This is a genomic window from Micromonospora siamensis, from assembly GCF_900090305.1.
Classification (GTDB): Bacteria; Actinomycetota; Actinomycetes; order Mycobacteriales; family Micromonosporaceae; genus Micromonospora; species Micromonospora siamensis.
Genome location: NZ_LT607751.1, coordinates 1940360 through 1965240 on the forward strand (window position 1 = coordinate 1940360; position 24881 = coordinate 1965240).

22 protein-coding genes are annotated in these 24881 nt (G+C 73.5%); 13 read left to right on the forward strand and 9 right to left on the reverse strand.

Annotation, left to right across the window (positions count from 1 at the left end; genetic code table 11):
* Positions 1–47 precede the first annotated feature (47 nt).
* The gene (locus tag GA0074704_RS08955; RefSeq protein WP_088970072.1) at positions 48–773 is read right to left on the reverse strand and encodes an MIP/aquaporin family protein; all 726 of its coding nucleotides are present in this window, start codon (positions 771–773) and stop codon (positions 48–50) included.
* Positions 774–874: 101 nt separating this feature from the next.
* On the opposite strand from GA0074704_RS08955, the gene GA0074704_RS08960 reads away from it, so the two are divergent.
* Positions 875–1156, forward strand: a complete 282-nt coding sequence (locus GA0074704_RS08960; protein ID WP_088970073.1) for an iron-sulfur cluster biosynthesis family protein — start codon at positions 875–877, stop codon at positions 1154–1156.
* On the opposite strand, the gene GA0074704_RS08965 is transcribed toward GA0074704_RS08960, so the two are convergent.
* Positions 1140–2225, reverse strand: coding sequence for a beta family protein (locus GA0074704_RS08965; RefSeq protein ID WP_088970074.1), 1086 nt, complete (start codon positions 2223–2225; stop codon positions 1140–1142). The two genes, GA0074704_RS08960 and GA0074704_RS08965, sit on opposite strands and share 17 nt — an antisense overlap.
* Positions 2226–2423: 198 nt before the next feature.
* On the opposite strand from GA0074704_RS08965, the gene GA0074704_RS08970 reads away from it, so the two are divergent.
* The 5 genes from GA0074704_RS08970 (at position 2424) to GA0074704_RS08990 (ending at position 7699) form a co-directional block, all read left to right on the forward strand.
* Positions 2424–3776, forward strand: coding sequence for a cellulose binding domain-containing protein (locus GA0074704_RS08970; RefSeq protein ID WP_088970075.1), 1353 nt, complete (start codon positions 2424–2426; stop codon positions 3774–3776).
* Between the two features lie 220 nt (positions 3777–3996).
* Positions 3997–4401: a hypothetical protein gene (locus tag GA0074704_RS08975; RefSeq protein ID WP_088970076.1), complete on the forward strand. Its 405-nt coding sequence runs from the start codon at positions 3997–3999 to the stop codon at positions 4399–4401.
* 61 nt (positions 4402–4462) lie between these two features.
* Positions 4463–5260, forward strand: a complete 798-nt coding sequence (locus GA0074704_RS08980; protein WP_088970077.1) for a hypothetical protein — start codon at positions 4463–4465, stop codon at positions 5258–5260.
* A gap of 204 nt (positions 5261–5464) precedes the next feature.
* Positions 5465–5857, forward strand: coding sequence for a cupin domain-containing protein (locus tag GA0074704_RS08985; RefSeq protein ID WP_088970078.1), 393 nt, complete (start codon positions 5465–5467; stop codon positions 5855–5857).
* A 57-nt stretch (positions 5858–5914) separates the two neighbouring features.
* A complete protein-coding gene (locus tag GA0074704_RS08990) occupies positions 5915–7699 on the forward strand; it encodes a glycoside hydrolase family 15 protein (RefSeq protein ID WP_088973552.1) in 1785 nt (594 codons plus the stop codon).
* 7 nt (positions 7700–7706) lie between these two features.
* Here the strand turns inward: GA0074704_RS08990 and GA0074704_RS08995 are convergent, their stop codons facing one another.
* Together GA0074704_RS08995 and GA0074704_RS09000 are read right to left on the reverse strand one after the other, a co-directional pair.
* Complete coding sequence (locus GA0074704_RS08995) at positions 7707–8894, reverse strand: threonine synthase (RefSeq protein ID WP_088970079.1); 1188 nt, start codon at positions 8892–8894, stop codon at positions 7707–7709.
* Positions 8895–8912: 18 nt separating this feature from the next.
* Complete coding sequence (locus GA0074704_RS09000; protein ID WP_088970080.1) at positions 8913–9974, reverse strand: DNA polymerase ligase N-terminal domain-containing protein; 1062 nt, start codon at positions 9972–9974, stop codon at positions 8913–8915.
* Positions 9975–10032: 58 nt separating this feature from the next.
* On the opposite strand from GA0074704_RS09000, the gene GA0074704_RS09005 reads away from it, so the two are divergent.
* Positions 10033–10818, forward strand: coding sequence for an aldo/keto reductase (locus tag GA0074704_RS09005; protein ID WP_088970081.1), 786 nt, complete (start codon positions 10033–10035; stop codon positions 10816–10818).
* Between the two features lie 67 nt (positions 10819–10885).
* Here the strand turns inward: GA0074704_RS09005 and GA0074704_RS09010 are convergent, their stop codons facing one another.
* Positions 10886–12049, reverse strand: a complete 1164-nt coding sequence (locus GA0074704_RS09010) for a GH12 family glycosyl hydrolase domain-containing protein (RefSeq protein ID WP_088970082.1) — start codon at positions 12047–12049, stop codon at positions 10886–10888.
* 298 nt (positions 12050–12347) lie between these two features.
* Here GA0074704_RS09010 and GA0074704_RS09015 point away from each other — a divergent pair, with 298 nt between their 5' ends.
* A complete protein-coding gene (locus tag GA0074704_RS09015; RefSeq protein ID WP_088970083.1) occupies positions 12348–13454 on the forward strand; it encodes an FAD-dependent monooxygenase in 1107 nt (368 codons plus the stop codon).
* A gap of 137 nt (positions 13455–13591) precedes the next feature.
* Positions 13592–15349 carry an aa3-type cytochrome oxidase subunit I gene (ctaD, locus tag GA0074704_RS09020; RefSeq protein ID WP_088970084.1) on the forward strand — a complete coding sequence of 586 codons (1758 nt, stop codon included), beginning with the start codon at positions 13592–13594 and terminating at the stop codon, positions 15347–15349.
* A gap of 331 nt (positions 15350–15680) precedes the next feature.
* Here ctaD and GA0074704_RS09025 read toward each other — a convergent pair whose 3' ends face one another.
* The 4 genes from GA0074704_RS09025 to GA0074704_RS09040 form a co-directional block, all read right to left on the reverse strand.
* On the reverse strand, positions 15681–16925 hold the full coding sequence (locus GA0074704_RS09025) for an MFS transporter (protein WP_088970085.1): 1245 nt from the start codon (positions 16923–16925) through the stop codon (positions 15681–15683).
* A gap of 65 nt (positions 16926–16990) precedes the next feature.
* Positions 16991–17572 carry an isochorismatase family protein gene (locus GA0074704_RS09030; protein ID WP_088970086.1) on the reverse strand — a complete coding sequence of 194 codons (582 nt, stop codon included), beginning with the start codon at positions 17570–17572 and terminating at the stop codon, positions 16991–16993.
* 15 nt (positions 17573–17587) lie between these two features.
* Positions 17588–18874, reverse strand: a complete 1287-nt coding sequence (locus GA0074704_RS09035; protein WP_088970087.1) for a nicotinate phosphoribosyltransferase — start codon at positions 18872–18874, stop codon at positions 17588–17590.
* Between the two features lie 17 nt (positions 18875–18891).
* A complete protein-coding gene (locus GA0074704_RS09040; protein ID WP_088970088.1) occupies positions 18892–21570 on the reverse strand; it encodes a helix-turn-helix transcriptional regulator in 2679 nt (892 codons plus the stop codon).
* Positions 21571–21765: 195 nt separating this feature from the next.
* Between GA0074704_RS09040 and GA0074704_RS09045 the strand changes: the two genes are divergently transcribed.
* From GA0074704_RS09045 to GA0074704_RS09060, 4 genes are all read left to right on the forward strand, one after another.
* Positions 21766–23337, forward strand: a complete 1572-nt coding sequence (locus tag GA0074704_RS09045; protein ID WP_231926796.1) for a hypothetical protein — start codon at positions 21766–21768, stop codon at positions 23335–23337.
* 115 nt (positions 23338–23452) lie between these two features.
* On the forward strand, positions 23453–23743 hold the full coding sequence (gene clpS, locus GA0074704_RS09050) for an ATP-dependent Clp protease adapter ClpS (RefSeq protein WP_088973554.1): 291 nt from the start codon (positions 23453–23455) through the stop codon (positions 23741–23743).
* A gap of 61 nt (positions 23744–23804) precedes the next feature.
* Positions 23805–24305: a DUF2017 domain-containing protein gene (locus GA0074704_RS09055; protein WP_172880882.1), complete on the forward strand. Its 501-nt coding sequence runs from the start codon at positions 23805–23807 to the stop codon at positions 24303–24305.
* A gap of 55 nt (positions 24306–24360) precedes the next feature.
* Positions 24361–24849: a Mov34/MPN/PAD-1 family protein gene (locus GA0074704_RS09060; RefSeq protein WP_088970090.1), complete on the forward strand. Its 489-nt coding sequence runs from the start codon at positions 24361–24363 to the stop codon at positions 24847–24849.
* Positions 24850–24881: the final 32 nt, after the last annotated feature.

Consider the following 24881-nt stretch of genomic DNA (forward strand, 5'->3'; position numbering starts at 1 on the left):
GCTTTCCTCCAGTGAACCCTCGGTGATGAAAATTTGTTACCGACGGCTCAGAAGGCACGCGGGGCGTGCCCGGGTGGCTCTTCCGGTTCGGCCCGGTAGTGCGTGTTCGCCCCGGTGAACAGGGGTGCCACCAGCGCGGCGAGCGCCCCGCCGACCAGCGGGAAGACGATGAAGAGCCAGAGCTGGCGCAGCGCGCTGCCACCGGCGAACACCGCCGGGCCGAACGACCGGGCCGGGTTGACCGAGGTGCCGTCGAGGGTGATGGCCACCAGGTGCGCGGCGGCCAGCGCGAGCCCGATCGCCAGGCCGGCGACGCCGGCGCGCTCCGCCCGGCTGGTCACCACCAGCACCACGAGGACGAACAGGAACGTCAGGATCGTCTCCAGCACCGCGGCCCCGCCCGCGTTGATGTGCGCGCCGTAGCCGTTGCTGCCCAGTGCCCCGGTCTGGTCCACCACGTCACCCCATCGGGTGAGTGCCCAGATGACGAAGCTGGCGACGGTGGCACCGGCGAACTGGGCGATCCAGTACGCGACCGCCCCGAGCGGGGAGATCTTGCCGGAGAGCAGCACCCCGAGCGTCACCGCCGGGTTGACGTGACTGCCCGACAGCGGGCCGATGGTGTAGACCAGCGCCAGCAGGACGAAGCCGAAGGCCAGCGCCACCACCACCACGCCGCCCTGGACCCGGGCGAAGACGGCGCTGCCGACGCCGAAGAAGACCAGCAGCAGCGTGCCGAGGAACTCGGCGGCGTACCGGCGGGCTGCGTCCATGGGCCGAGCATATGGATAATCCCGACATCCCGGGGTAGGAATGCCGAGCCGTCCGACCAGGTCGTACGGCCGATGACCGCAACCGACGAGGAGATCCCCGCATGCTCACCATGACCGACAACGCCGTGCTCGTGATCCGCGACCTCGCCGCGCAGCAGGACGTCGCCCAGGCCGGTGGGCTGCGCATCGCCGCCGACACCGACGCCGGGTCGCTCACCATCGAGCTGGTGCCCGAACCGGTACAGGGCGACCAGGTGGTCGACAACCAGGGCGCCCGCATCTTCCTCGACTCCGACGCCGCCGAACTGCTCGGCGACACCTCGGTCGACGCCGAGGTGGACGAGGAGGGCGTCGTCCAGTTCGGGTTCACCGAGAAGGAGTGATCCGTCGGGCGGGCCGCCCCCGGTCGGCGTCGCGGCCCGTCCGCCACGGCCCGGGCGTCTCGTCGCGCTCCGGGCCCGCCAGCGTGCCCAGCACGTACGCCAGGTGGTGCGAGGTGCTCCACGCCGTCCAGTTCGCCGGGGAGCCCGCGCCGGCTCCCCGGCGGGCCCGGCGCAGCAGCTCGTGGTCGCCCCAGGAGAAGGCGGCCCCGGTGGCCGGCCAGTAGGGCGCCGACACCAGCTCCCGGCACAGGTCGGCGAAGCGCTCGTCGCCGCGCCCGCCGCGCCGCGCCCACCGGTGGACCCACCACTCCCCGTCACCGGTGTACGGCACCGTGGGCAGCCGGTCGCCCGACGGCTCGGCCCCCGGCACCGCGCTGCCCACCCCGTAGTCGCCGTACCCGACGCCCAGCTCGGCCAGGCGCTGCCAGAGCAGCCAGTCCCAACGGGGCAGCCGGACCGGCTCGTCGGTGGGCAGCCGGGACAGCGTCGGCGGCATCCCGCCCGCCGCGACGGTCACCGAGCGCCAGGCGTGCCGGCGGGCCCAGTCCAGCAGCCGGCGGATCCGCGGCTCGGCCTGCCGGACGTCCGCCGCGCAGCACACGTCGCCCGCGTCGACCAGCAGGTCGCACTGCTCCGGCACCAGGCCGGTGAGGCGCCAGATCCGCTCCACGGCCGCCGTCGTGGCGTCCGGGCCGGCGCGCACCTGCCCGGTCCGCAGCCGGACCACCGCCCGCCGGGCGTACGCCCGGGCGGTCGCGCCGTGGGCCAGCAGCGCCCGGTGACCGCAGTCGGGACCGATCACCGGTACCACGGGTACGCCCCAACCGGCCACCGCGCCGGCGACGCCCTCCGGCAGCAGGCTCACGTCGACCGCCGGGAGCAGCCCCTCCGGCAGCCGGCGCAGCGCGTCCACAACGGACGTGTCCACGGTCGACAGCTCGATGATCGGGGCGAGCAGGGCGGCGGTGGCGCGGTCGAGGTGACCGAGCGCCTCCAGTTCGCCCCGTCGTCCGGGGAGGACGGGGCGGTAGACCGGTTCCGCCGTCCGGCCCCCGTGGGCGGGCACCATACCTCAATGTAGCCAGGTCGTGGCGTTCGGCACAGGGCCTTCCGGCCCGGAACCCGTTTCGTGGCAGGGAATCCGCCTGGCAGGCTTCGAATTGACACCGATCGACGCAGGTGATGCCATGGGCGGGCGGGCACTGCCGGGCATGGATGGGCACCCATGACCACGTCGACTCGGTCGACCCTGCCCGAAAGGCACCCCATGACCACCCCGCGCAAGCGGGCCGGCCTGGTCGCGGCGCTCGCCGCCGCCGCCGTCGCCCTCCTGCTCACCGGCCAGCTCCCGGCCCTGGCGCTGGTCCCCGGCGACCCGCCCGCCCCGGTCACCGGCAACGCCACCCACTTCGACGGCCTCGGCGCCCCGTACGGCGGTTGCGGGCTGCCCCAGTCCGAGCTCGACTCGCCGCACTTCGTCGCCCTCAACGTCTACGACCTGCCCGGCGACTACACGTCGTACCCGGTCCGGCCGATCCCGCCGGACCAGGCCGCGAGGATCGGGCTGTGGAACAACGGCCTCAACTGCGGCCGGTACGTCCGCGTCTCGATCGGCGACTACTGCACCGGCGTCAACGACGGCGCCCCCGGGCAGCCGTTCTGCCGCAACGGTTCCTGGGTGGCCGACGCCTACGACGGCGCCACCCTGACCATGCTGGTCGCCGACAGCTGCGGCGACGGCAACGCCTGGTGCCGGGACGACCCGTACCACCTGGACCTGGCGACCGCCTCGCTCAACCAGTTCAGCCGCAACGGCACCGCCGTGGGCGACATGTACCCGAACCACTGGAACAACCGGCACGTCTCCTGGTCCTTCGTGCCCGCCCCGAACTACTCCGGGGACATCCGGATCGGCTTCCTCCAGGGCGCCCAGCGGTACTGGCCGGCGATCGCCGTGTCGCACCTGGCCAACGGCATCCACGGGGTGGAGTACCTGGCCGACGGGGTGTGGCGGCGGGCCACGATGAACAGTGACATGGGCCAGTCGTACGTGCTGGGCGCCACCACCTCCGGCGGCACCGACTTCCAGATCCGGGTCCGCGACGCGGCCGACACGTTGATCAACAACGGTCGGGTGTACCGGTTCTCGCTGCCCGGCTCGTGCGGCGGCACCTGCTCGGCGGCGTACACCCAGGTCGCGTACACCACCTCGGACGGCACCGGGCCGACGGCCAGCCCGACCCCCACGGCGAGCCCGAGCCCGACGGTGAGCCCCAGCCCGACGGTGAGCCCGAGCCCGACCGGCACCACCGGGCCCGGCCTGGCCTGCTCCGCGAGCTACCGGGTCACCTCGTCGTGGAGCGGCGGCTTCCAGGCCGAGGTGACCGTCCGCAACACCGGTACGTCTCCGCTGACCGGCTGGACCACCGACTTCGGCTGGCCCGGGCAGCAGCGGATGTCGGGCTCCTGGAACGCCACCGCCAGCCAGTCCGGCCAGCAGGTCACCGCCACGAACGTCAGCTGGAACGGCGCCGTGGCCCCGGGCGGCACCACCGCCTGGGGACTGACCGTGAACGGCGACGTCGCGGCGCCCTCGGGCCCGCGCTGCGCCGCCCGCTGAAGCCGTCGGCCCGTCCGGTGCCCACGCACCGGGCGGGTCGGCGTCTGCCCAGGTCAGGGCCTTGTCAACTGTCCTAGATCGGACAGCGTCGTTACTGGCTGGTCGCCCGATCCCCGCAATACGTTCGGTAACCCAGGGGGCTCGATCACCGCGGATCGCCCCGGCTCACCACGCAGCACCTCGGCCGGTCCGGGCCACGGCCGGTGGAGAAGGGACCACCATGTCCAGCACCAGATCCAGGCGGGTGCCCGGCCAGCCCGAAGCGGACGAGGAGGAGGTGCACCGGGCCGACGCCGAGCTGACCACCTGCGGCACGATCGGGATGCCACCGAGCGCCCGGGTGCTCTTCGCCGTCGTCGACGCCGACGGCACCCTCGTCCGAGGGCTCGGGGCCGCCTCGTCGGCCCGCCTCGCCACCGGGATGTACCAGGTCACCTTCGACCAGGACGTGACCCGGGCCGGCTACCTCGGCACCCTCGGCCGGGTCGGCAACCTCGGCGTCTCCCGGGTCGGGGACATCGCCGTGGCCGGCCGGACCGGCATCCCCAACGGGGTGTTCGTCGAGACCTTCGCCGACGACGGTAACCGCGCCGACCGTGCCTTCCACCTGGCCGTGCTGGCCTGACCGGGCCGGGCGGACGCCCACGGGACAGCATGGCGAGGTCGGCCGTGGCAGCATCGCGCCCGTGCGTACCCATCGCTGGCTCGCCGCCGCGGCGCTGCTGCTCGCCGTGGCCCACCTGGTCGGCCTCCGGTTCGATGCGCCGATCCTGCCGGCCGCCGGCGGGCTCGCCTGGCTCGCCGCCGCCGGCTACCCGCTGGCCGCCCCCGGCAGCGCTTCCCGCCCGGTCCGGATCGGGGTGGCGGTGGCGCTGGCCGCCCTTGGCGTACGCGAACTGCTCGGCCTGCCCGCCCACGACGCGGCCGGCGGGAGCGAACTTCGGTTCCTCAGCGCCGAGCAGTACCTGGAGCAGTACGCGGCGCGGGCGGTCGAACCGTGGTGGAGCACGGCCTGCCTGGCGGTGGCCGTGGTGGGCGTGGCCGTGGCGGTGTTCGCGCTACCGCCGCGGGCCGCCGACCGGAGGCGGACCGCAGTGACGACGGCGGTCGGCCTGATCGTCGCGGGTGCGGCGGTGCTCGGTCCGCGGCCGGTCTCGCCGCTCTACCTCGTACTGGCCGGGGCGGCGCTGGTGGCGTTGCTACGGGCCGGCGCGCTCACCGTGGCGGCCGGACTGGGGCTCGGCGCGGGGGCCGCTCTGATCGGCCCGGTCCCGGGGCTGCCACTGCGCCCGCAGCCGCTGCCCCGCTCCGGCGACGCGTTCCTCGAGGTCGGCCTCAGCTACGCGCCGCCGCCCGGTCCGCTGCTCCCCGAGGAGGAGGTGGTGGCGATCCTCTGCCTGGTGGCGGTCGCCCTGGTGCTGACCGGCGTGCGCGGGTGGAGTACGGGCAGACGAGCGCACGGCGCCGCAGGACCGGAGTCCTAACGTCGCCGCGCTCGGCCGTCTCCCACCACCGCAGCCCCGACGGCGGTACGTCAGCGGGGACCTGGCACCGACCGGTCCGGGAAAACCGCACCGGTCGGAACACTCGATGCCCGTCCTGACGTGGGGCAAACCTGCATCACGTGGGGAATTCCACCATCTGCCACTCCCGGCGTGATCGTCCGCCACACCGGGTATGTGCGCGCCATGGAGCATTACACGATCGCGACAGTGGCCGAGAAGAGCCCGGACTTCCGGCGGGTGCTGTGGACCGGCACCAACACCCAGCTGGTGGTCATGACCATCCCGCCCGGCGGCGAGATCGGCGAGGAGGTCCACGAGGGCATCGACCAGATCCTGACCTTCGTCAGCGGCGCCGGGGAGGCCCGGGTGGGCGGCGAGAAGAAGGAGGTCGTCGCGGGCGACCTGGTGGTCGTACCGGCCGGCACGAAGCACAACTTCGTCAACACCGGCCCGAACCCGCTGGTGCTCTACACCGTCTACGGGCCGCCGGAGCACGCCGACCAGGTGGTGCACCGCACCAAGGAGGAGGCCGACGCGGCCGAGGCGGCCGGCGAGGACGAGCCGCCCACCGCCTGACCATCAGCCCGCCGGCCGGCCCGCGTGATCCGGGCCGGCCCGGGTAACCCGGCGGGCGTGGGGCAACCGGCGATCTCCGACTACGCGTTCCTCTCCGACTGCCGCTCCGGCGCGCTGGTCGGCCGGGACGGCTCGATCGACTGGTGGTGCCCCGACCGGTTCGACAGCCCGTCGGTCTTCGGCCGCCTGCTCGATCCGCAGGCCGGCTACTGGCGGCTCGCGCCGCTGGCCACCGGCCGGGTGGAGCGGGCGTACCGGCCCGACACGCTGGTCCTGCGCACCGTGCACCACACCCCGCAGGGCAGCGTCGCGGTCACCGACGCGCTCGCCGCCGAACTGGGCGCCCGCGGCCACGAGCTGGGGATGAACTCACCGGCCGTGCTGCTGCGGGTGGTCGAGGGGCTCAGCGGGCGGGTGCCGATGGAACTCGACTTCGCCCCCCGACCCGAGTACGGCCTGCTCACCCCGTACCTGCACGAGCAGCCCGACGGTGGGGTGCTGGCCGACGCCGGGCCGGTCGCGTTGACCCTGCGCGGCGGCGCCGGGCCGCTGCGACCGGACCGGGACCGGGTCCGGCACACCTTCGAGATCGGCGCCGGCCAGGTGGTCGGCTTCGACCTGGCGTACGCGCCGGGACACGGGCGCCCGGCCGCCCGCCTCGACCCGGTCGCCGCCCTGAACGACACCGTCGCCGCCTGGGAGGCGTACCGGGAGACCCACGGCTACGAGGGCCGGTACGCCGAGCAGGTCCGGCACAGCGCCGTCGTCCTCACCGGCCTGACGTACGCCCGCAGCGGCGCGGTGGCCGCCGCGCTCACCACCTCGCTGCCCGAGCGGGTCGGCGGTGACCGTAACTACGACTACCGCTACGCGTGGCTGCGCGACTTCTCGATGACCATGCGGGCCTTCTGGGTGGCGGCCTGCCCCGACGAGGCCAACCGGCTCTTCGCCTGGGCCGCCCGCTCCATCGGCCGGATGGGGGACCGCCCGGTGCCGGTGCTGTTCGGCCTGGAGGGGGAGCGGGACATCTCCGAACACGAGCTCGACCACCTCCAGGGCTGGGCGGGCAGCCGGCCGGTCCGGGTCGGCAACGACGCGTGGCGGCAACGGCAGCTCGACGTGCCCGGTGAGGTGATCTCGGCGGTGTGGCGGCTGCACGACTATCTCGGCGAGACCTTCGACGAGGAGCTGCGCGAGATGGTGGTCGGGCTGGCCGAGCAGGTCGCCACCACCTGGCGGCTGCCGGACCGGGGGATGTGGGAGACCCGGGACGCCGAGCGGCACTACGTGTCGTCCAAGGTGCTCTGCTGGGTGGCGCTGGACCGAGCGGTGGAGCTGGCCCCCCGGCTCGGTGAGCGGGCCGACCCGCGCCGGTGGGCCGCGATCCGCGACGAGATCCGGGCCACCGTGCTGCGCGAGGGCTGGAACGACCGGATCGGGGCGTACACCGGGGCGTTCGGCTCGGCGGAGCTGGACGCGTCCGCGCTCTTCCTGCCGGTGCTGCACTTCCTCGACGCCCGCGATCCGCGGATGCGCTCCACGATCGACGTGGTGGAGCGGGAGCTGGGCACCGACGACGGGCTGGTCCGGCGCTGGGCCACCGACCCGGCCGGGTTCGTGCTCTGTTCCTTCTGGCTGGTCGAGTGCCTGGTGCTGGCCGGCGAGCAGGAACGCGCCCGGGTGCTGTTCGAGAAGGTGCTCGGGCACGCCAACGACGTCGGGCTCTTCGCCGAGCAGATCGACCTGGGTACCGGCGCCCAGCTCGGCAACACCCCGCAGGCCCTGTCGCACATCGGGCTGATCAACGCCGCCTGGCGGCTGACCGACCCGACCACCGCCTGAACCGGCCTCACACCACGGGCACGCCGGAGACGTCGATCGTCTCGGGATACTTCAGGCCGGCGCCGGTGTTGAGCACCACCACCCGCTCGCCGGCCCGGATCCAGCCGCCGGCCCGCAGGTGCTTCGCCGCGGTCAGGCAGGCCGCTCCCTCCGGGCAGAGCAGCAGGCCCTCCCGGGCCGCGAAGTCCCGCAGGTCGGCCAGGAGCTCGGCGTCGTCGACCGCGAGGGCGGTGCCGGAGCTCTCCCGAAGGGCGGTCAGGATCAGTTCGTCGCCCAGCGGTGCCGGCACGGTGATCCCGAACGCGACGGTGTGCGCGTCCGCCCAGGGCGTGGCCCGCTGCTCGCCGGCGGCGAACGCCCGCACGATCGGCGCGCAGCCGGTGGACTGCACCGCCACCAGCCGGGGCAGCTTGTCCCCGATCCAGCCCAGCTCACGCAGCTCGTGCATGGCCTTGTGGATGGCGATCAGCCCGACCCCGCCACCGGTCGGATAGATGATCACGTCGGGCACCTGCCAGCCGAGCTGCTCGACGATCTCGTACCCCATGGTCTTCTTGCCCTCGAGCCGGTACGGCTCGCGCAGCGTGCCGGCGTCGAAGATCCCGCCCGCCGACTCGGCCACCAGCCCGGCCACGTGCCGGCCGGCGTCGCTGATCAGCCCGTCGATCAGCCGCAGGTCCGCTCCGGCGGCCACGCACTCCCGCCGGCAGATGGTGGGGGCGGACAGCGGCATCACGATGGTCGCGCCCAGCCCGGCCCGCGCCGCGTACGTCGCCCACGCCGCGCCCGCGTTGCCGTTGGTCGGCATGGCGATCCGCTTGACGCCCAGCTCCCGGGCCCGGCTCACCCCGACCGCCGCCCCGCGGGCCTTGAACGACCCGGTCGGAATGAGCCCCTCGTCCTTGACGATCAGGTCCGGGATGCCGATCTCCGCCCCGTACGCGGGCGCCCGCAGCAGCGGCGTCCAGCCCTCGCCCAGCGTGGTGACGTGCCGGGGGTCGGCCACCGGCAGCAGCTCCCGGTAGCGCCACAGGTCGGCCGGGCGTAACGCGAACCGCTCCGGGGTGACCGCCGCGCCGGCCGCGCCGAGGTCGTACCGGGCCAGCAGCGGTGAGTCGCAGCCGCAGAGGTTCGCCAACTCGTCCGCCGGATGTCCCGTGCCGCAGCGCGGGCACTCCAGGTGGGTCAGGTACACGTCGCTCCTCGGGAGTTCTCAGCTCGCGTCGATGGTGCGCCAGTTCCGGCTGCTCCGCCCCGGCTCGTAGCCCGAGGCCAGGCGTTTCGCCACCACCCCGGGCAGGCCCTGCTCCCGGGCGGCCCGCAGGGCGTCCGCCCCGCCACCGGGAAACCACGGCGGAGTCTGCCAGTGCGGCCCGGCCAGCGCCAGACCGTCGAGCAGCTCCCGGCGTTGCGCGTACGGCAGGTCGACCGTGCTCGCCCCCTCCAGCCAGAGCAGGTCCACCAGCAGGAACTGGGCGTCCGGCGCGGTCGCGCGGGCGGAGCCACGGGTCGGTTTTCCCCCGGTGGCGGGCCGGACCCGGCCGGCGGCGTCGATCCGGACCAGGATGCCGTCCAGGACCGCCTCGGTGGGCGCCAGCTCCTCGGCCAGGTCCCGCAGCCACGGGTACGCCGCAGTGACGTCCTCGCCGTCCGCCGAGCGCAGCAGCAGCCGGCCGCCGGAGACGTGGGCGACCGCGCGTACGCCGTCCCAGCGCAGCTCGTACCCCCAGGCGGCGTCGTCGCTGGGCAGCCGGCGGGCCGGCGTGGCGTGCATCGGCGCGACCCGCTCCGGCATGCTCGTCCAGCCCGGCGGCGGCGGGTCGGTACGCCGGATCATCCAGTCCCGGCCGCCGGTGGCGAAGAGCGCGTACCGGCCCCGGGTGCGGTTACCGGCGAGCACGACGATCACCTCGTCGTCGCGCCACTTCTCGGTGCGGTACGTCCCGGTGTCGTGCACGGTCATCCGCCCGCCGCCGTATTCGCCGGCCGGGATCTCGCCGTGGAAGGTGAGGTATTCCATCGGGTGGTCCTCGGTGTGCACGGCGAGGTGGTTGCGTCCGGTGTCCCGGGGCAGGCCGCGCGGCACCGCCCAGGACACCAGCACCCCGTCGCGCTCCAGCCGCAGGTCCCAGTGCAGCCGGCGGGCGTGGTGCTGCTGGATGACGAACCGGGCCTCGCCGGCCCGCCGGGGCCGGCGCGGCGGGCGCTGCGGGACCGGCTCCGGGGTGCGCGCCGCGTCCCGCCGGCGGCGGTACTCCTCCAGCGGGTCGGCCACCTCCGCATTCTCCGCCCACCCGGGCATGCGCGCCGGGATGCCGGGTACAACAGCCGCCATGACCAGCCCTGAACAGCCCACCGTCGCGCTCCCCGGCGACGTCCGGATGCCCCTGCTCGGCTTCGGCACCTGGCAGGCGACCGGCGAGGCCGGGTACGACGCCGTGCTCGCCGCCCTCGACGCCGGCTACCGGCACATCGACACGGCCACCATGTACGGCAACGAGAAGGAGGTGGGCCGGGCGGTCCGGGAGAGCGGCCTGCGTCGGGAGGACCTCTTCGTCACCACCAAGCTGCCCCCGGACCGGGTGGGCCGGGAACGGGAGACCATCGAGGCGAGCCTGGACGCCCTGGGCCTCGACCACGTCGACCTGTGGCTGATCCACTGGCCGCCGTCGTCGCCGGGCGACAGCATCCCGGTGTGGCGGGAACTGCTCGCCGCCCGCGACGAGAACCTGACCCGGGCGGTCGGGGTCAGCAACTACTCGATCAGCCAGATCGACGAGCTGATCCAGGCCACCGAGGAGACCCCGGCGGTCAACCAGATCCGCTGGAGCCCGTCGCTGTACGACCGGCAGACGCACGCCGCGCACCGCGACCGGGGGGTGGTGCTGGAGGGCTACAGCCCGTTCAAGACCAGCGACCTGGCCGACCCGGTGCTGGCGCGGATCGCCGGAGCGCACGACGTCTCCCCGGCGCAGGTGGTGCTCCGCTGGCACATCGACCACGAGATCGTGGTGATCCCCAAGTCGGTCACCCCGGAGCGGATCCGGGCCAACGCCGACGTGTTCCGGTTCTCGCTGACCGCCGAGGAGATGCGCGACATCGACGCCCTCGGCGGCTGAGCCTCGCCGTACGCGCACGGGGCGCGGTCCGCGGGTGGCGGACCGCGCCCCGTGGCGTCGGGGCTCCTCAGACCTTGGCGCAGTTCACGCCGTTGAGGGCGAACGCGCTCGGCGCGGAGAACGCGCCGCTGAGCGTGCTCTGGTAGCCGAAGGTCGTCGAGGCGCCCGGGGCGATGGTGCCGTTGTAGTCCACGTTGCGGGCGCTGACCGCGCTGCCGCTCTGCGTCACCGTGGCGCTCCAGGCGTTGGTCACCTGCTGCCCGGTGGGCAGGTTGTAGGTGAGGTTCCAGCCGTTGATCGTGTTCGACCCCTTGTTGGTGATCGCCACGTCGACCGTGTAGCCGTTGTTCCACACGCTGGTGGCGGTGTACTTCACCGTGCAGGCGGCGCCGGACGGCGGCGGGGTGCTGGTGGTCGGCGAGGGCGTCGGGGTCGTCGGCGACGGGGTCGGCGACGGCGGCGGGTTGGTGCCGCCGGTGCGGACGTCCTGCGAGAAGTTGGTCACCGCGAGGCCGACACCACCCTGCCACGGCTCGAAGCCGGCCTGGATGCTGGTCAGGTACCAGTCGTTGGTGATGGCGCCCCGGTTGCGGGTGTCGTTGATGAACTCCAGGGCGTCGAAGCTCATGCTCGGGATCGGCGACGAGGCGACGTACGAGATGACGTTGTTCTGGCCGTTGCTGCCCCGCCAGACCTCCCAGCTGCGGCCGGCGAGGGTGGTGTTGCCGACCGGCGAGCCGATGGGCTGGATCGGGCCCTGACGGTTCATCCAGATCATGATCTCCATCTGGTTCACCCCGTCCTTCTTGGGCGTGGGGTCGAGCCAGATGTCGTACGCGGCGTCGTAGGTGGCGCCGCTGATGTAGTTCCAGCTGATGCTGGCTGGCGCGCTGCTGATGCTCTTGACCTGGATCGGCATGTTGGTGCCGGGGGAGCAGTTGGTGTAGTGGCAGCCGGCGAAGATCGACGGGTACGACACCGGAGCGCCGTTGGTCGGCGAGACGCCGTCCTGGCGGGTGATCGAGAACCCGGTCGCGGTGGCGTTGATGCAGTGGGTGGCGGTGGTGCCCCAGCGGTTGTTCTGCACGACGTACTTGTTGCCGATGACCGTCGAACCGTACTGGTCGCAGATCTGGGTGTCGGCGGACGCGTTGCCGCCGAGGGCGACGGCGACGATCGTGCCGGCGGCCAGCAGGCCGGCGGCGGCGATGGCCCGGAGTGGACGTCTCATGATGCTCCTTGGCTACGGCGTGGGGGCGCCGGACATGTCGGGAGATACGAGCGGGAGCGCTCCCAGGTTCAGCCGACACATTTACATGTCTGAAACAGTTGCGCAACTGTACCGGTTAAGCGATTTCATCTTCGCGCCGTCCGGGGTCGCCGATCGACCAGCCGTCGGACGTAAAGATGCTGGTCATCGCGGCGGAGCGGCGTGCCGCGCGGGCCGAACGGCCCTGGCGTGCCCAGATCGCTCCGAGTAACGTCTTGCCTCCAACGCGTTCCGACCCCCTCCGGAGGCGTACACCGCAATGCGTGGTTCAGCCCTGCGCGTCCTCGTCGTCGGCGCGGGCATCGCCGGCCTCGCCGTGGCCCGGGCGCTGCGGATGGCCGGCCTCCGGCCCGACGTCACCGAGAAGCTCCCCCCGGCCGAGCGCGGAGACACCGGCCTCTACCTGCCCGGCAACGCCGAGCGGGCACTGCGCCGCCTCGACCTCGACGGCCCCGTCGGCCGGCTCGGCCAGGTCATCCACCGACAACGCTTCCTCGACGCCGCCGGGGCGCCGCTGTGCGAGGTGGACCTCGACGCGCTCTGGGCCGGGGTCGGGTCGTGCCGGGCCCTGCCCCGCCGCGAACTACACCGGGTGCTGCTGACCGGCGCCGGTGGCGCCGTCCGGCACGGCGCCGAGGTCAGCTCCGTCGAACCGCTGCCGGCCGGCGTCGGCGTCACCTTCACCGACGGCACCACCGGCGAGTACGACCTGGTCGTCGGCGCCGACGGACCCCGCTCGTCGGTCCGCGCGCTCGCCGCTCTCGGTGGACCGCCCCGCCCCGCCGGGCAGGTGGTCTACCGGGGCGTCCTGCGCGACGGCCCACCGGTGCGGGACTGGACCGCCCTGCTCGGGCAGCGCTCCGGCTTCCTGGTGGTGCCGATCGGCGCGGGACGGCTGTACTGCTATGCCGACGAAGCCGGCGACATCCTGCCCGCCGACCCGCTCCGCCGGCTCCGCGAGATCTTCGGCGGGTACGGCGGGCCGGTGCCCGAGGTGCTCGCCGCGCTCGACCACGTCGACGTGGGGCTCACCGACGAGGTCGAACTGGGCCGGTGGTTCCACGGCCGGGTGCTGCTGGTCGGTGACGCCGCGCACGCCACCGCCCCGTCGCTGTCCCAGGGCGCCGCCATGGCGCTGGAGGATGCCGTGGTGCTCGCCGAGTCGCTGGCAGCGGCCGGCGACGTCGACTCCGCGCTGCTGGCGTACGAGAGTCGCCGGCGCCCGCGTACCCGCTGGGTGCGGGACCGGACCCGGGACCGCAACCGGACCCGCGACGTGCCGCCGGCGCTGCGCGACCCGCTGCTGCGCGGGCGCGGCGGACGGATCTTCCGGGAGCACTACCGACTGCTGGTCGGCCCGCTGTGAGCACGCACCACGCGCGCCGATCGTCCCACGCCACCCCGATCAGCGTGGCCACCTGCCGGGGACTATCCTCCTTGCGGATGACGGCTCGCAGATAACCACCGCGCGCCGAGCGGGACAACCAGAACCGGAGGCCATTCGTGACCACCGTCGCACCCAAGCCGGTCGTGACCCGGCCCTGGCCGGTCCGAGAGCCGGTCAAGGGGTCGGCTATCGCGCGGCTGCTGCGCACCACGGACGCGAAGCAGATCGGGATCATGTACATGGTCACCGCGTTCGTGTTCTTCATGGTCGGCGGCCTGATGGCGCTGATCATGCGAGCCGAGCTGGCCCGGCCGGGCCTGCAGTTCCTCTCGGCCGAGCAGTACAACCAGCTCTTCACGATGCACGGCACGATCATGCTGCTGTTCTTCGCGACGCCGATCGTGTTCGCGTTCGCGAACTACGTGGTGCCGCTGCAGATCGGCGCGCCGGACGTCTCCTTCCCCCGGCTGAACGCCTTCGCGTACTGGCTGTACCTGTTCGGCGGCACCATGGCGACCGCCGGCTTCATCAGCCCCGGTGGCGCGGCCGACTTCGGCTGGACGGCGTACACGCCGCTGAGTACGGTCGAGCACTCGCCGGGCGTCGGCGCCAACATGTGGGTGGTCGGCCTGGCCATCTCCGGTCTGGGCACGATCCTCGGCGCGGTGAACCTGATCACCACGATCATCACCCTGCGCGCGCCCGGCATGACCATGTTCCGGATGCCGATCTTCACCTGGAACATGCTGGTCACCAGCCTGCTGGCGATCCTGGTGTTCCCGCTGCTGGCCGCCGCGCTCTTCGCGCTCGCCGCGGACCGCCTGCTCGGCGCCCACGTGTACGACCCCGCGACCGGCGGACCGATGCTCTGGCAGCACCTGTTCTGGTTCTTCGGTCACCCCGAGGTCTACATCATCGCGCTGCCGTTCTTCGGCATCATCACCGAGATCATCCCGGTCTTCTCCCGCAAGCCGGTCTTCGGCTACAAGGGCCTGGTGGCCGCGACGATCTCCATCGCCGCCCTGTCGATGAGCGTGTGGGCGCACCACATGTTCGCCACCGGCCAGGTGCTGCTGCCGTTCTTCAGCTTCCTGAGCTACCTGATCGCGGTCCCGACCGGTATGAAGTTCTTCAACTGGATCGGCACCATGTGGCGGGGCCAGGTCAGCTTCGAGACCCCGATGCTCTTCGCGGTCGGCTTCCTGGTCACCTTCCTCTTCGGTGGCCTGACCGGTGTGCTGCTGGCCAGCCCGCCGCTCGACTTCCACCTGCACGACTCGTACTTCGTGGTGGCGCACTTCCACTACGTGCTCTTCGGCACGATCGTGTTCGCGGTCTTCGGCGGCATCTACTTCTGGTTCCCGAAGATGTTCGGCCGGATGCTCGACGAGCGGCTCGGCAAGATCCACTTCTGGCTGACCATGATCGGCTTCCACACCACCTTCCTGGTGCAGCACTGGCTCGGCGCCGAGGGCATGCCCCGGCGGTACGCCGACTACCTGCCCGGCGACGGCTTCACCACACTGAACACGATCTCCACGATCGGCGCGTTCATCACCGGTATCTCGACCCTGCCGTTCATCTGGAACTGCTGGAAGTCGTACAAGACCGGCCCGGTGGTCGAGGTCGACGACCCGTGGGGTCACGGCAACTCGCTGGAGTGGGCGACCAGCTCGCCGCCCCCGCTGCGCAACTTCGACCGGATGCCCCGGATCCGCTCCGAGCGGCCGGCCTTCGACGCGAAGTTCCCGGAGCTGGCCGCCGGCCAGTCCATCGCCGGCCCGCCGGAGGGTGGCGCCAAGCCGCTGACCAGCGAGTCCAACGGTGGCGCCAGCTACCGGGAGGACACCTCCAGCACCATCGACCGGAGCTGACGCTCCCGACGATCGCCCGACGGGCGCCGCACCCCTCCCGGGGTACGGCGCCCGTCGCCATTTCCATCTCCCGGGCCCGGGCCGCAGCCGTTCGGAGTCGTCGGTCACGGGACGCGTGGACTTCGACGAGCGTGATACCTCTGAGGTATCAATATGACTCCGAGGTATCACGCTCGCCGGCGAGGTTGTTTCCGGCCGGGGCTCGTCCGTCCCCCCTCGGCGCTACCGGGCATGTCGTTGACGTCGTCAGGCCCACCGGCAACGAAACGGCGAATGCGAGAGGACCGTCTGCCCGGGGCGGGGCGGGGCGGGTGGCGGTGGACGGGGACTGTCAGGCGGCGGTGGGGGAGGCCAGCTCGGCGGGACGGTCGGTGGGCTGGGCCGGTGAGGTGGCCGGTGGCCCCTCGGCGGTGCGACGGCGGCGCAGCTCGACCGGCAGCACCAGCAGGGTCACCAGCAGCCCCACCGCGCCGGTGACCACGAAGCCCCAGAACGGCGCCGAGGCGTCGATCACCACCCCGGCCAGTGGCGCGCCCACCGCGATCCCGACCGTGACAGCCGAGCCGTGCAGGCCCATCGCCATGCCGCGTACGGCGGGCGGGGCGAGCCGGCTGACCGCGTCCGAGGTGGCGGCCAGGGTGGGCGCGCAGAGCGCACCGGCGGGGATCAGCGTCAGGCAGAGCAGCCACCAGTGGCCGCCGCCCAGGCCGACCGGGATGGTGCACAGGCTCAGCGCGGCGGCCAGTGCCAGGGGAGAGAAGGAACGGCTGACCGCGCCGTACGCGAAGCCACCCGCCAGCGACGCGACCGCCCACATCGCGAGCACGGCGCCGGTCCAGCCGACCTCGCCGTCGGCCCGCAGCACGGCGACCACCGCGACGTCGGTGCCGCCGAGGACCAGGGTCGCGCCGGCGCTGACCGCCAGCACGGCGAGCAACCTCGGGGTCAGCCACTCCCGCCGGGGGATCCGGGGCAGTGGCCCGGCCGCCTCCTCGGCGCCGCGGGTGGGCGGGTTCAGCACCAGCAGCGCGATGCCGGAGGCGACGATGCCGGCGCCCACCGCCCAGAGCGTGCCCCGGGGCGACACGGCGGTGGCCAGGGCGACGGCCAGCGCCGGGCCCACCATGAACGACAGCTCCACCGACATCGAGTCCAGCGCGTACGCCGGGCGGCGCTGGCTCTCCGGCACCATCGCGGCGATGGACTGGCGGATCACCGAGAAGACCGGCAGGGCGAGCAGCCCGGCCACGAACGCGGCGGGCAGCAGCAGCGCGTAGTCCAGGGCCGGCGCGGTGGCCCAGAAGACCGCCTCGGCGGCGGTGGTGAGCAGGAGCACCGGCCGCAGGCCGTACCGGTCGACCAGGCGGCCGAGCAGCGGTGAGCCCAGCGCGTTGCCGACGGTCAGCGCGGCGCCGACCAGGCCGGCGGCGCCGTAGCCGCGACCCAGGTCGAGCACGACGAAGAAGGTGAGGGTCACGCCGGTCGCGGTGAGCGGGACACGGGCCAGCACCGACACCAGCAGCAACGACCGCAGACCGGGCAGGGCGAGCGCCCGCCGGTAAGGCGTCAGGTTCATGATGGTCCGTACCTCCGGCCGTTCATCCTCGGCCGGGGGTACGACATCGGCAAGCGATTACCGGGTCAAGCGGCCCTGATCACAGGCTTGCCGACCATGGTGATCTCGGCGCCGTCGAATGCCCGCAACGCCACGTCGAGCGTGTCCGGCGCGACGGCGGCGGTGAGGTCCAGCAGCACCGTGGTGTCGAAGCCCTGCTCGGCGGCGTCCAGCGCGGTGGCCCGGACGCAGTGGTCGGTGGCGATGCCGACCACGTCCACCCGGTCGACGTCGTGCCGGCGCAGCCAGTCGGCCAGGCACTCGCCGTCGTCGGCGTGGCCCTCGAAGCCGGAGTACGCGGCCGCGTGCTCGCCCTTGTGGAAGATCGCCTCCACCCGGCCGGTCTCCAGCTCGGGGTGGAACTCGGAGCCGGGGGTGCCGACCACGCAGTGCGCCGGCCAGGAGTCGACGTAGTCCGGCGGGTTGCCGAAGTGCGCCCCCGGGTCGACGTGGTAGTCCTTCGTCGCGACGACGTGGTCCCACCGGCCCGGCTCCGCGGCGAGCAGCCGGGAGATCCCGGCCGCCACCCCGGCGCCACCGGCCACGGCGAGGGAGCCACCCTCGCAGAAGTCGTTCTGCACGTCGACGATGATCAGCGCGTTCGCCATCGTGGTGTCCCTTCCTCAGCTGGCCGGTACGACGGTGACCGGGACGGCCGGGTCGCCGCCGGAGAGCTTCAACCCCTCCCAGGGGATCGAGATCAGGCACTCCCGCAGGTGTTCCCGGGACTCGTCGAGCGAGGGCAGCGGCACCGGCTCCCCGCCGGCCACGAACGAGCGCTGGAGCAACCGGTCGTTGGGCTTCCGGTCCGGCACGCCCTGCGGCACGATCACCTCTTCGGTGGCGGTGCCGGTGGGCTTGTGCCGGCGTACGGCCACCTTCCGGCCACCGATGGTCGCCTTGTGCTCGGAGCGCTTCACCACCGGGCGCCCCTCCACTTCGACCAGCTTGTAGACCAGGCCGGCGGTGGGCGCACCGGAGCCGGTGACCACGGCGGTACCGGCGCCGTACATGTCGACCGGCTCGGCGGCGAGCGAGGCGATGGCGTACTCGTCGAGGTCACCCGAGACGATGATCTTCGTCTCGGTGGCGCCGAGGGAGTCGAGCAGCTCCCGGGACTGCTGGGCGATCACCGCCAGGTCACCCGAGTCGATCCGGACCGCCCGCAGCTCCGGCCCGGCCACCTCGATCGCGTTGCGGATGCCCTGGCTGATGTCGTACGTGTCGACCAGCAGCGTGGTGTCCTTGCCCAGCGTGGCGACCTGTGAGGCGAACGCGGCCTTCTCGTCGTCGTGCAGCAGGGTGAACGCGTGCGCGGCGGTGCCGGCGGTGGGGATGCCGTAGCGCTGCCCGGCGGCGAGGTTCGAGGTGAACCGGAAACCGGCCAGGTACGCCGCCCGGGCCGCGGCCACGGCGGCCTCCTCGTGCGCCCGGCGCGACCCCATCTCGATCAACGTCCGGCCGCGGGCGGCGGTCACCATCCGGGCGGCGGCCGCGGCCACCGCGCAGTCGTGGTTGAGCACCGAGAGCACCAGCGTCTCCAGTACGACGCACTCGGCGAAGCCACCGGAGACGGTGAGGATCGGCGAGCCGGGGAAGAACAGCTCACCCTCGGCGTACCCGTCGATGTCGCCGGTGAAGCGGTAGTCCGCCAGCCAGCGGGCGCCGGCGTCGTCGACCACCCCGGTGCGGCGCAGGAAGTCCACCTCCGCCTCGTCGAACCGGAAGTCGCGGATCAGGTCGATCAGCCGCCCGGTCCCGGCGACCACGCCGTACCGGCGGCCGGCCGGCAGCCGCCGGCTGAACACCTCGAAGGCGCAGCGGCGGTCGGCGGTGCCGTCGCGCAGGGCGGCGCTGACCATGGTCAGCTCGTAGTGGTCGGTCAGCAGCGCGGGGCGAAGGGTGCTCACCCGTCCCAGCCTAGAGTTCACTCCGGTTCCGCGCCGGTCCGGCCCGCGATCGCCCGCAGGGCGGCCGGCAGCTCCGCCCGCCCGCTCACCCCGAGCTTGCTGTAGACCCGCTGCAGGTGGTTCTCCACCGTGCGGCTGGACAGGTAGAGCTGCTCGGCGATGATCCGGCTGCTGGCACCCTCGGCGGCCAGCCCGGCGATCTCCCGTTCCCGGCTGGTCAGGGTCGGCCGGACCAGCCGCAGCGCCGGGGTGTCCAGCCGGTCGCAGCGGGCGAGCAGGGCGCCCAGCCGCTGGTGCGCCGCGCCGGCCGCCCCGGAACGGATGCGCCGCAGCCGGTGCAGCGCCATCGCGGTGGCCTCCGCCGCGTACACCGGCAGCCCCAGCCCGGTGAAGTCGTCGGCCACCGCCAGCAGGTCCGTGGGGGAGTCCTCGACGCAGGCCCGGGCCTGTCGGGCCAGCAACGGCGCCAGCGGGCCGTCCACCCGTTCGCTGAGCTCGGCGAGGCGCTGGGCGACGCTGCGGCGGCCGCCGTCGGTGCAGGTCGGGCCGACCGGCTCGGCCGCCCGGTCGTACCGGACGAGCTCGTGCAGCACCAGCACCTCGTGCCCGGCCAGCCCGTCGGCGCGCAGCCGGTCGGCGAGCCCGGTCAGCTGGGTGGTGGCCGCGGCCAGGTCGCCGGCGGCGGCCAGCGTCGCCCCGCGGGCCTGTTCCAGCCACGGATAGAGCACGGCCATGCCGGGCGCGTGCGTACGGTCCGCCTCGGCCATCGCCTCGGCGGCGTGCCCGGCGTCACCGCGCAGCGCCGCCGCCTGGGCGCGTTCGGCCTGGGCGAGACCGGCGTAGACGCGGCTGGTGGCGAGCACGGCGCAGGCGCCCAAGCTGGTCTTGAGCGCGTCGTCGCTGCGTCCGCGCAGCCGCGCCGCGTACGCCCGGAGGATGGCCAGGTAGCCGGTGCCGAGCCGGAAGTCGCCGGCCCCGGCCAGGTCGGCGAACTCGTCGGCCACGATCGCGTCGATGCCGGCCAGGTCGCCGGCCAGGGTGAGCCGGGTGCCCCGGGCCAGCTCCATGGCGAGTTGCAGGTAGGGCATGTCGTTGCGCCAGGCCGGTGCCTCGGCCGCCACCCGGGCCACCGCCTCGGCGCTGCGCCGGAAGAGGCCCTGCGCGGCCTGCAGGTGCGCGATCGTGCAGCGGGCCAGTTCCCGGGCGGCCGTGCTGGCGGCGGGGCGGTCCAGGACGCCGCGCCCGAGCCGCAGCGCCGTCTCGGTGTCCAGCCGGTGCAGCCGCATGATCGCCTCGAAGGCGCGTACCCGGGCCAGGTCGGCCGGGTCGGTCAGCTCGTCGGCCCGGGCGGCGATCTCCTCCACGGTGGACTCCCGGCTGAGCCCCCAGTAGTCGACCATTCCCCGCACGGTGAGCCAGCGGGCCCGCCGGCGGTCGCAGTCCAGGTCGTCGGCGACCGCGTCGAGCACCCGCAGCGCCTCGGTGGGCCGGTCGGCGAACATCAGGATGGTGGCGAGCAGCTCGGCCGCGTCGTACCCGCCGTCGGCGTCCAGCGCGGCCCGGGCCAGCCGGGTGGCCAGCGGCACGTCGTAGCGGGTGAACGCCTGCACGGCCGCGGCCAGCAGCAGCGCCGGGTCCTGCGCCGTGCCGGAGTCCAGCCGCCACACGGCGACCCGGAGCAGGTCGTCGCGGCGCCGCTTGCCGGCCTTCTCGATCAGGTCGGCGAGTCGGGCGTGCAGGCGGCGGGTCCGGCTGACCGGGCAGCGGCGGCGCATCACCTCGCCGTAGAGCGGGTGGGCCAGCCGTACGTTGACCCGGCGGTCGTGCCGGACCACGGTGATCAGGCCGCGTTCCTCGGCGGTCTCCACGTCGGTCGGCGCCACGGCCTCGTTGAGCAGTTGCAGCCCGAGGGGCTCGCCGAACGCGACCAGCTCCACCACGGTACGGACGCCGGCGCTGAGCTGCCCGACGCGGGTGTCGATCAGCTCGGTCAGGGTGGGCGCCAGCTCGAGGCGCCCGGTCCAGCTCCACGCCCCGTACGTGCGGTGCAGCTCCCCGCCGCCCGTGGCGGCGAGCACCAGTTCCCGCAGGAGCAGGGGGTTTCCTCCGGAGAGCCGCCACAGCCGCTCGGTGGAGCCGTCGTCGACCGGACCGTCCAGGATGGCCGCCAGCAGGGTGCCGGTCTCGGGGCGGTCGAGCGGGGTGAGCTCGGCGAGGTCCACCAGGTCGTCGGTCCAGAGGGCGCGGATCGGCAGCGGCAGTTGCTCGCCGTCGCGCAGTGTGCCGACCACGGTGGTGTTCTCGGTGCGGGCGAGCAGGTGCACCAGCGCCGCCGACGGCGGGTCGAGCAGGTGCGCGTCGTCGATGGCCAGCACGATCGGTCGGCCGGCGGCCTGCTCCCGCAGGGCCTGCACCGCCCAGCGCAGCAGGCCGGCGGGGGAGAGCCCTTCGGGTTGTTCGGCGGGGAGGACCTGCACCAGCCCGCCGAAGGGGAGCGCCGCCGTGGTGGCGCTGGCCGCGACGGTGAAGATGGCGTACCGGTCGGTGGGGAGGGTGGCCAGTCCCTCGCGGAGCAGCCGGCTCTTGCCGATGCCGGCGCTGCCGCTGAAGAAGATGCCGTGCCGGTCCGCGCTGGCGACCGCCGACCGTAACCGGCCCAGTTCAACCGTTCGGCCGACGAAGCTCCACCGACTCATCGGAGCAGCATATCGATGTGATTCGGTCCGCGCGGACAGCGTCACGCAGTGAAGTTGAGTAGTCTGGCCGTTACCGGTGAGTATCGGAGGTATTCGTCACGGCGCGGCCCCGCTCCGTAGGCTTCCGTCATCCGGTCCTCACCACCGGACATGTCCACGCGACCGCCCCAGGCCGCCCCTCCCGGAGGGCACCGGATGAAGCCCCGTCCTCTTCCCTCGGTCTACCGGTCGGAGACCGCCGCCGCAGTTGGCGACGACGACGAGACGACGATCGAGCTGCCACGCTGCGGGCCGCTGCCCGCCCGGCTCGGCGTGACGACGCCCGGTCCGGACGAGCCGCTGGCCGTGGTCGTCGCCGGGCCGGCCGGAGCCCGCCGTCAGGAGGTGCTCGCCGCCCTGCTCACCCAGCCGGCCGGCATGCTCGCCGTACCGACCGGCGCCTGCCTGCTGGTCCGGCACGCCCGGGAGGCCACCCGGGTGGCGTACGTGCCGGGCTACCGCCAGCCACTGGTGTACGGCGCCGACCAGCTGGCGGCCGGTCCGGCGCTGGCCCGGCCGCCGCGCCGGGTGGAGCTGGGGCTGCCGGTGCCGCTGCTGCGGCACTTCGCCGTGCTGGACACCCCCGACACCGGTTCGCTTGGCGTGGCCGGTGGCCGGCTGCTGCTCGACGCCGCCGGCCGGGGCGGCGCGCTGCTCTTCGTGATCGCCGCCGCCCAGGCGTTCAGCGCCGCCGAGCTGGACCTGCTGGCCGAGGTCTCCCGGTCGGCGGTCGAGGTCTTCTTCGTGGTCACCCCCGGGGCGGCCGACTGGGAGCCAGGGCCGGACGGCGCGGCGACGGGGGACACGGGGGCGTCCGTGCCGCCGCCCGTCCGGCCCGCCGTCCCCACCGACGGGGTCGAGTTGAGCACCGAGGCGCACCGGGCGGCCCTCCTGGCCGCGGTGCCGGCGCTGGCCGGCGCGCAGTGGTTCCCGGCCCCCCGGCCGGACCTGCCCGCCCTCCAGCGGGCGCTGGTCGGCTGGTCGGCCGGCGAGGGGCTGCGCCGGGCCAGCGTCGAGCCGCCCGTGCTGGCCGGTGAGCACGGGCGGGTGCCGGTGGCGCCGGAGGCGGCCCGCGGCGACTGGGCCGACCAACTGGACCGCCAGACCCGCGCCTGCGCCCAGCGGATCCGCCAGGACCTCGCCCTCGAGCTGGCGAACGTGCACCTGCGGGTCGTGCAGGAGATCGTCTTCGGGGTCGGTTGCGCCGGCCTGCCGCAGCTGCTGGACCGCGAGATGGAGGCGCTGTCGGCGCTGGCCACCGCCCAGTGCGACCTGGCGGTGCGCAGGTTGCTCGACGAGTCGGCGGGCCAGGTGCTCGGGGAGCCGCTGGCCGAGGGGGTGCGCCGGCGGATCGTCACCGCGGTGCGCTGGGGGCTGGCCGACCACGCCGCCGGGCAGGAGCTGGACCGGGTGCTCCTGGTCACCAGCACCGCGGGGGTGGCCGGCCTGGCCGGCGCGGGCGCGATCGACGCGTTGGCCGGCTCGCCCGGCGCCCCGCGTACGGAGGTGCTGCCGCCGATCGCGGTGGCTCTCTCCGGCGGCTGCTGGCAGCACTGGCGCAGTCCGGGCAACGACGATCCGGGCGGCGCGCGGGCCTGGGCGCAGCGGGCGCTGCGCGAGGTCGAGCTCGAACTGACCCGGGAGGTCTCCCGTCGGTTCGAGGTGATCCGCCTCTCGATCTCCACGGTGCTCGCGGATGCGATCGACCACGGCATCCTGCTCGCCTGAGCGCGGCGCCGACCGCCCGGCCGGAGTGCCCGCTCCGGCCGCCCGGGACGCCGATCCCGACCCACCGGGCGTTCCGGTTCATCGGTTCGCCGACTCCGGTGGCACGATGGGGGGCATGGCGGCTCCGCAGGTTGCACCGGTCGAGACGCCGGACACCGAAGAGGTGCCGGTCTCCGACCGGCCATGGGTGACGATCGTGTGGGACGACCCGGTCAACCTGATGACGTATGTGACCTGGGTCTTCCAGAAATGCTTCGGCTACAGCCGGGAGAAGGCCGAGAAGCTCATGTTGGACGTGCACCACAAGGGTCGGGCGGTGGTCTCCACCGGTGCCCGGGAGCGGATGGAGCACGACGCGTCGCAGCTGCACGCGTACGGGCTGTGGGCGACGGTGGATCGGGCGTGAGCGCGAGGAGTGAGCCGGTGTTGCGAGCCCCGCAGTCGCGATCAAGGGTGGTGCTGTGAGCATGTTCCGCCGGCAGGGCGACCGGTACGTCGCCAGTTTCGCCGTCGACGAGGTGCGGGTGCTGCGCAAGGTCGCCGGCGAGGTGGTCGGCCTGCTGACCGACGGCTTCGACCACGGCGACCCGGTGGTCGGCCGGCTCTTCCCGGAGGTCTATCCGGACGACTCGGCGGGCACGGCGGAGTTCCGCCGCTACACCGAGGGCGACCTGAAGACCGCCAAGATCGACCAAGCCGGGGCGATCCTCGCGGCGCTGCCCGACACGACCGACGCCGGCGGTGAGGTACGTCTCGACGCGGAGGCGGCCGAGGCGTGGCTGCGGGCGCTCAACGACGCCCGGCTGGCGATGGGGGTCAGGCTGGACATATCCGACGGCACCGACCTCGGGGAGGAGCTCGACGAGGCGATGGCCGCCGACCCCACCTCGTCCCGGGTGTTCCAACTATCGGTCTACGCGTATCTCGGTTATCTCCAGGAATCCCTGCTCAACGCCCTGGTCGACTGAGCCGTGAGGGCCGCCACCTCGCGGCCCGGGTGGCTCAGGCGCTAGGCTTGCCGACGTGCTGAGCATCGACCGGTCGATCGTCGACGCGATCGTCGCCCACGCCCGCCGGGACCATCCGGACGAGGCGTGCGGCGTGGTCGCCGGTCCCGTGGGCAGCGACACCCCGACCCGGCACATCCCGATGGAGAACTCCGCCCGCTCGATGACGTTCTACGAGTTCGACTCGATGGAGCACCTGCGGGTGTGGCGGGAGATGGACGACCGCGACGAGGAACCGGTCGTCATCTACCACTCGCACACCGCCACCGAGGCGTACCCGTCCCGGACGGACGTCTCCTTCGCCGGTGAGCCGGGAGCGCACTACCTGCTCGTGTCGACCCGTGAGCCGGACACGGAGGAGATCCGCTCCTACCGGATCGTCGACGGCGTGGTCACCGAGGAGCCGGTGCGGATCGTGGAGCCGGCCGTGGACCCGCACGCCGTCCAGTCCTACATGTTCGGGCAGAGCCCGGCGACGGTCGACTACGAGTGTTCCGGCCGCTGACCTCCAGCGCCCGTTCACCCTCTTCCTTCCCG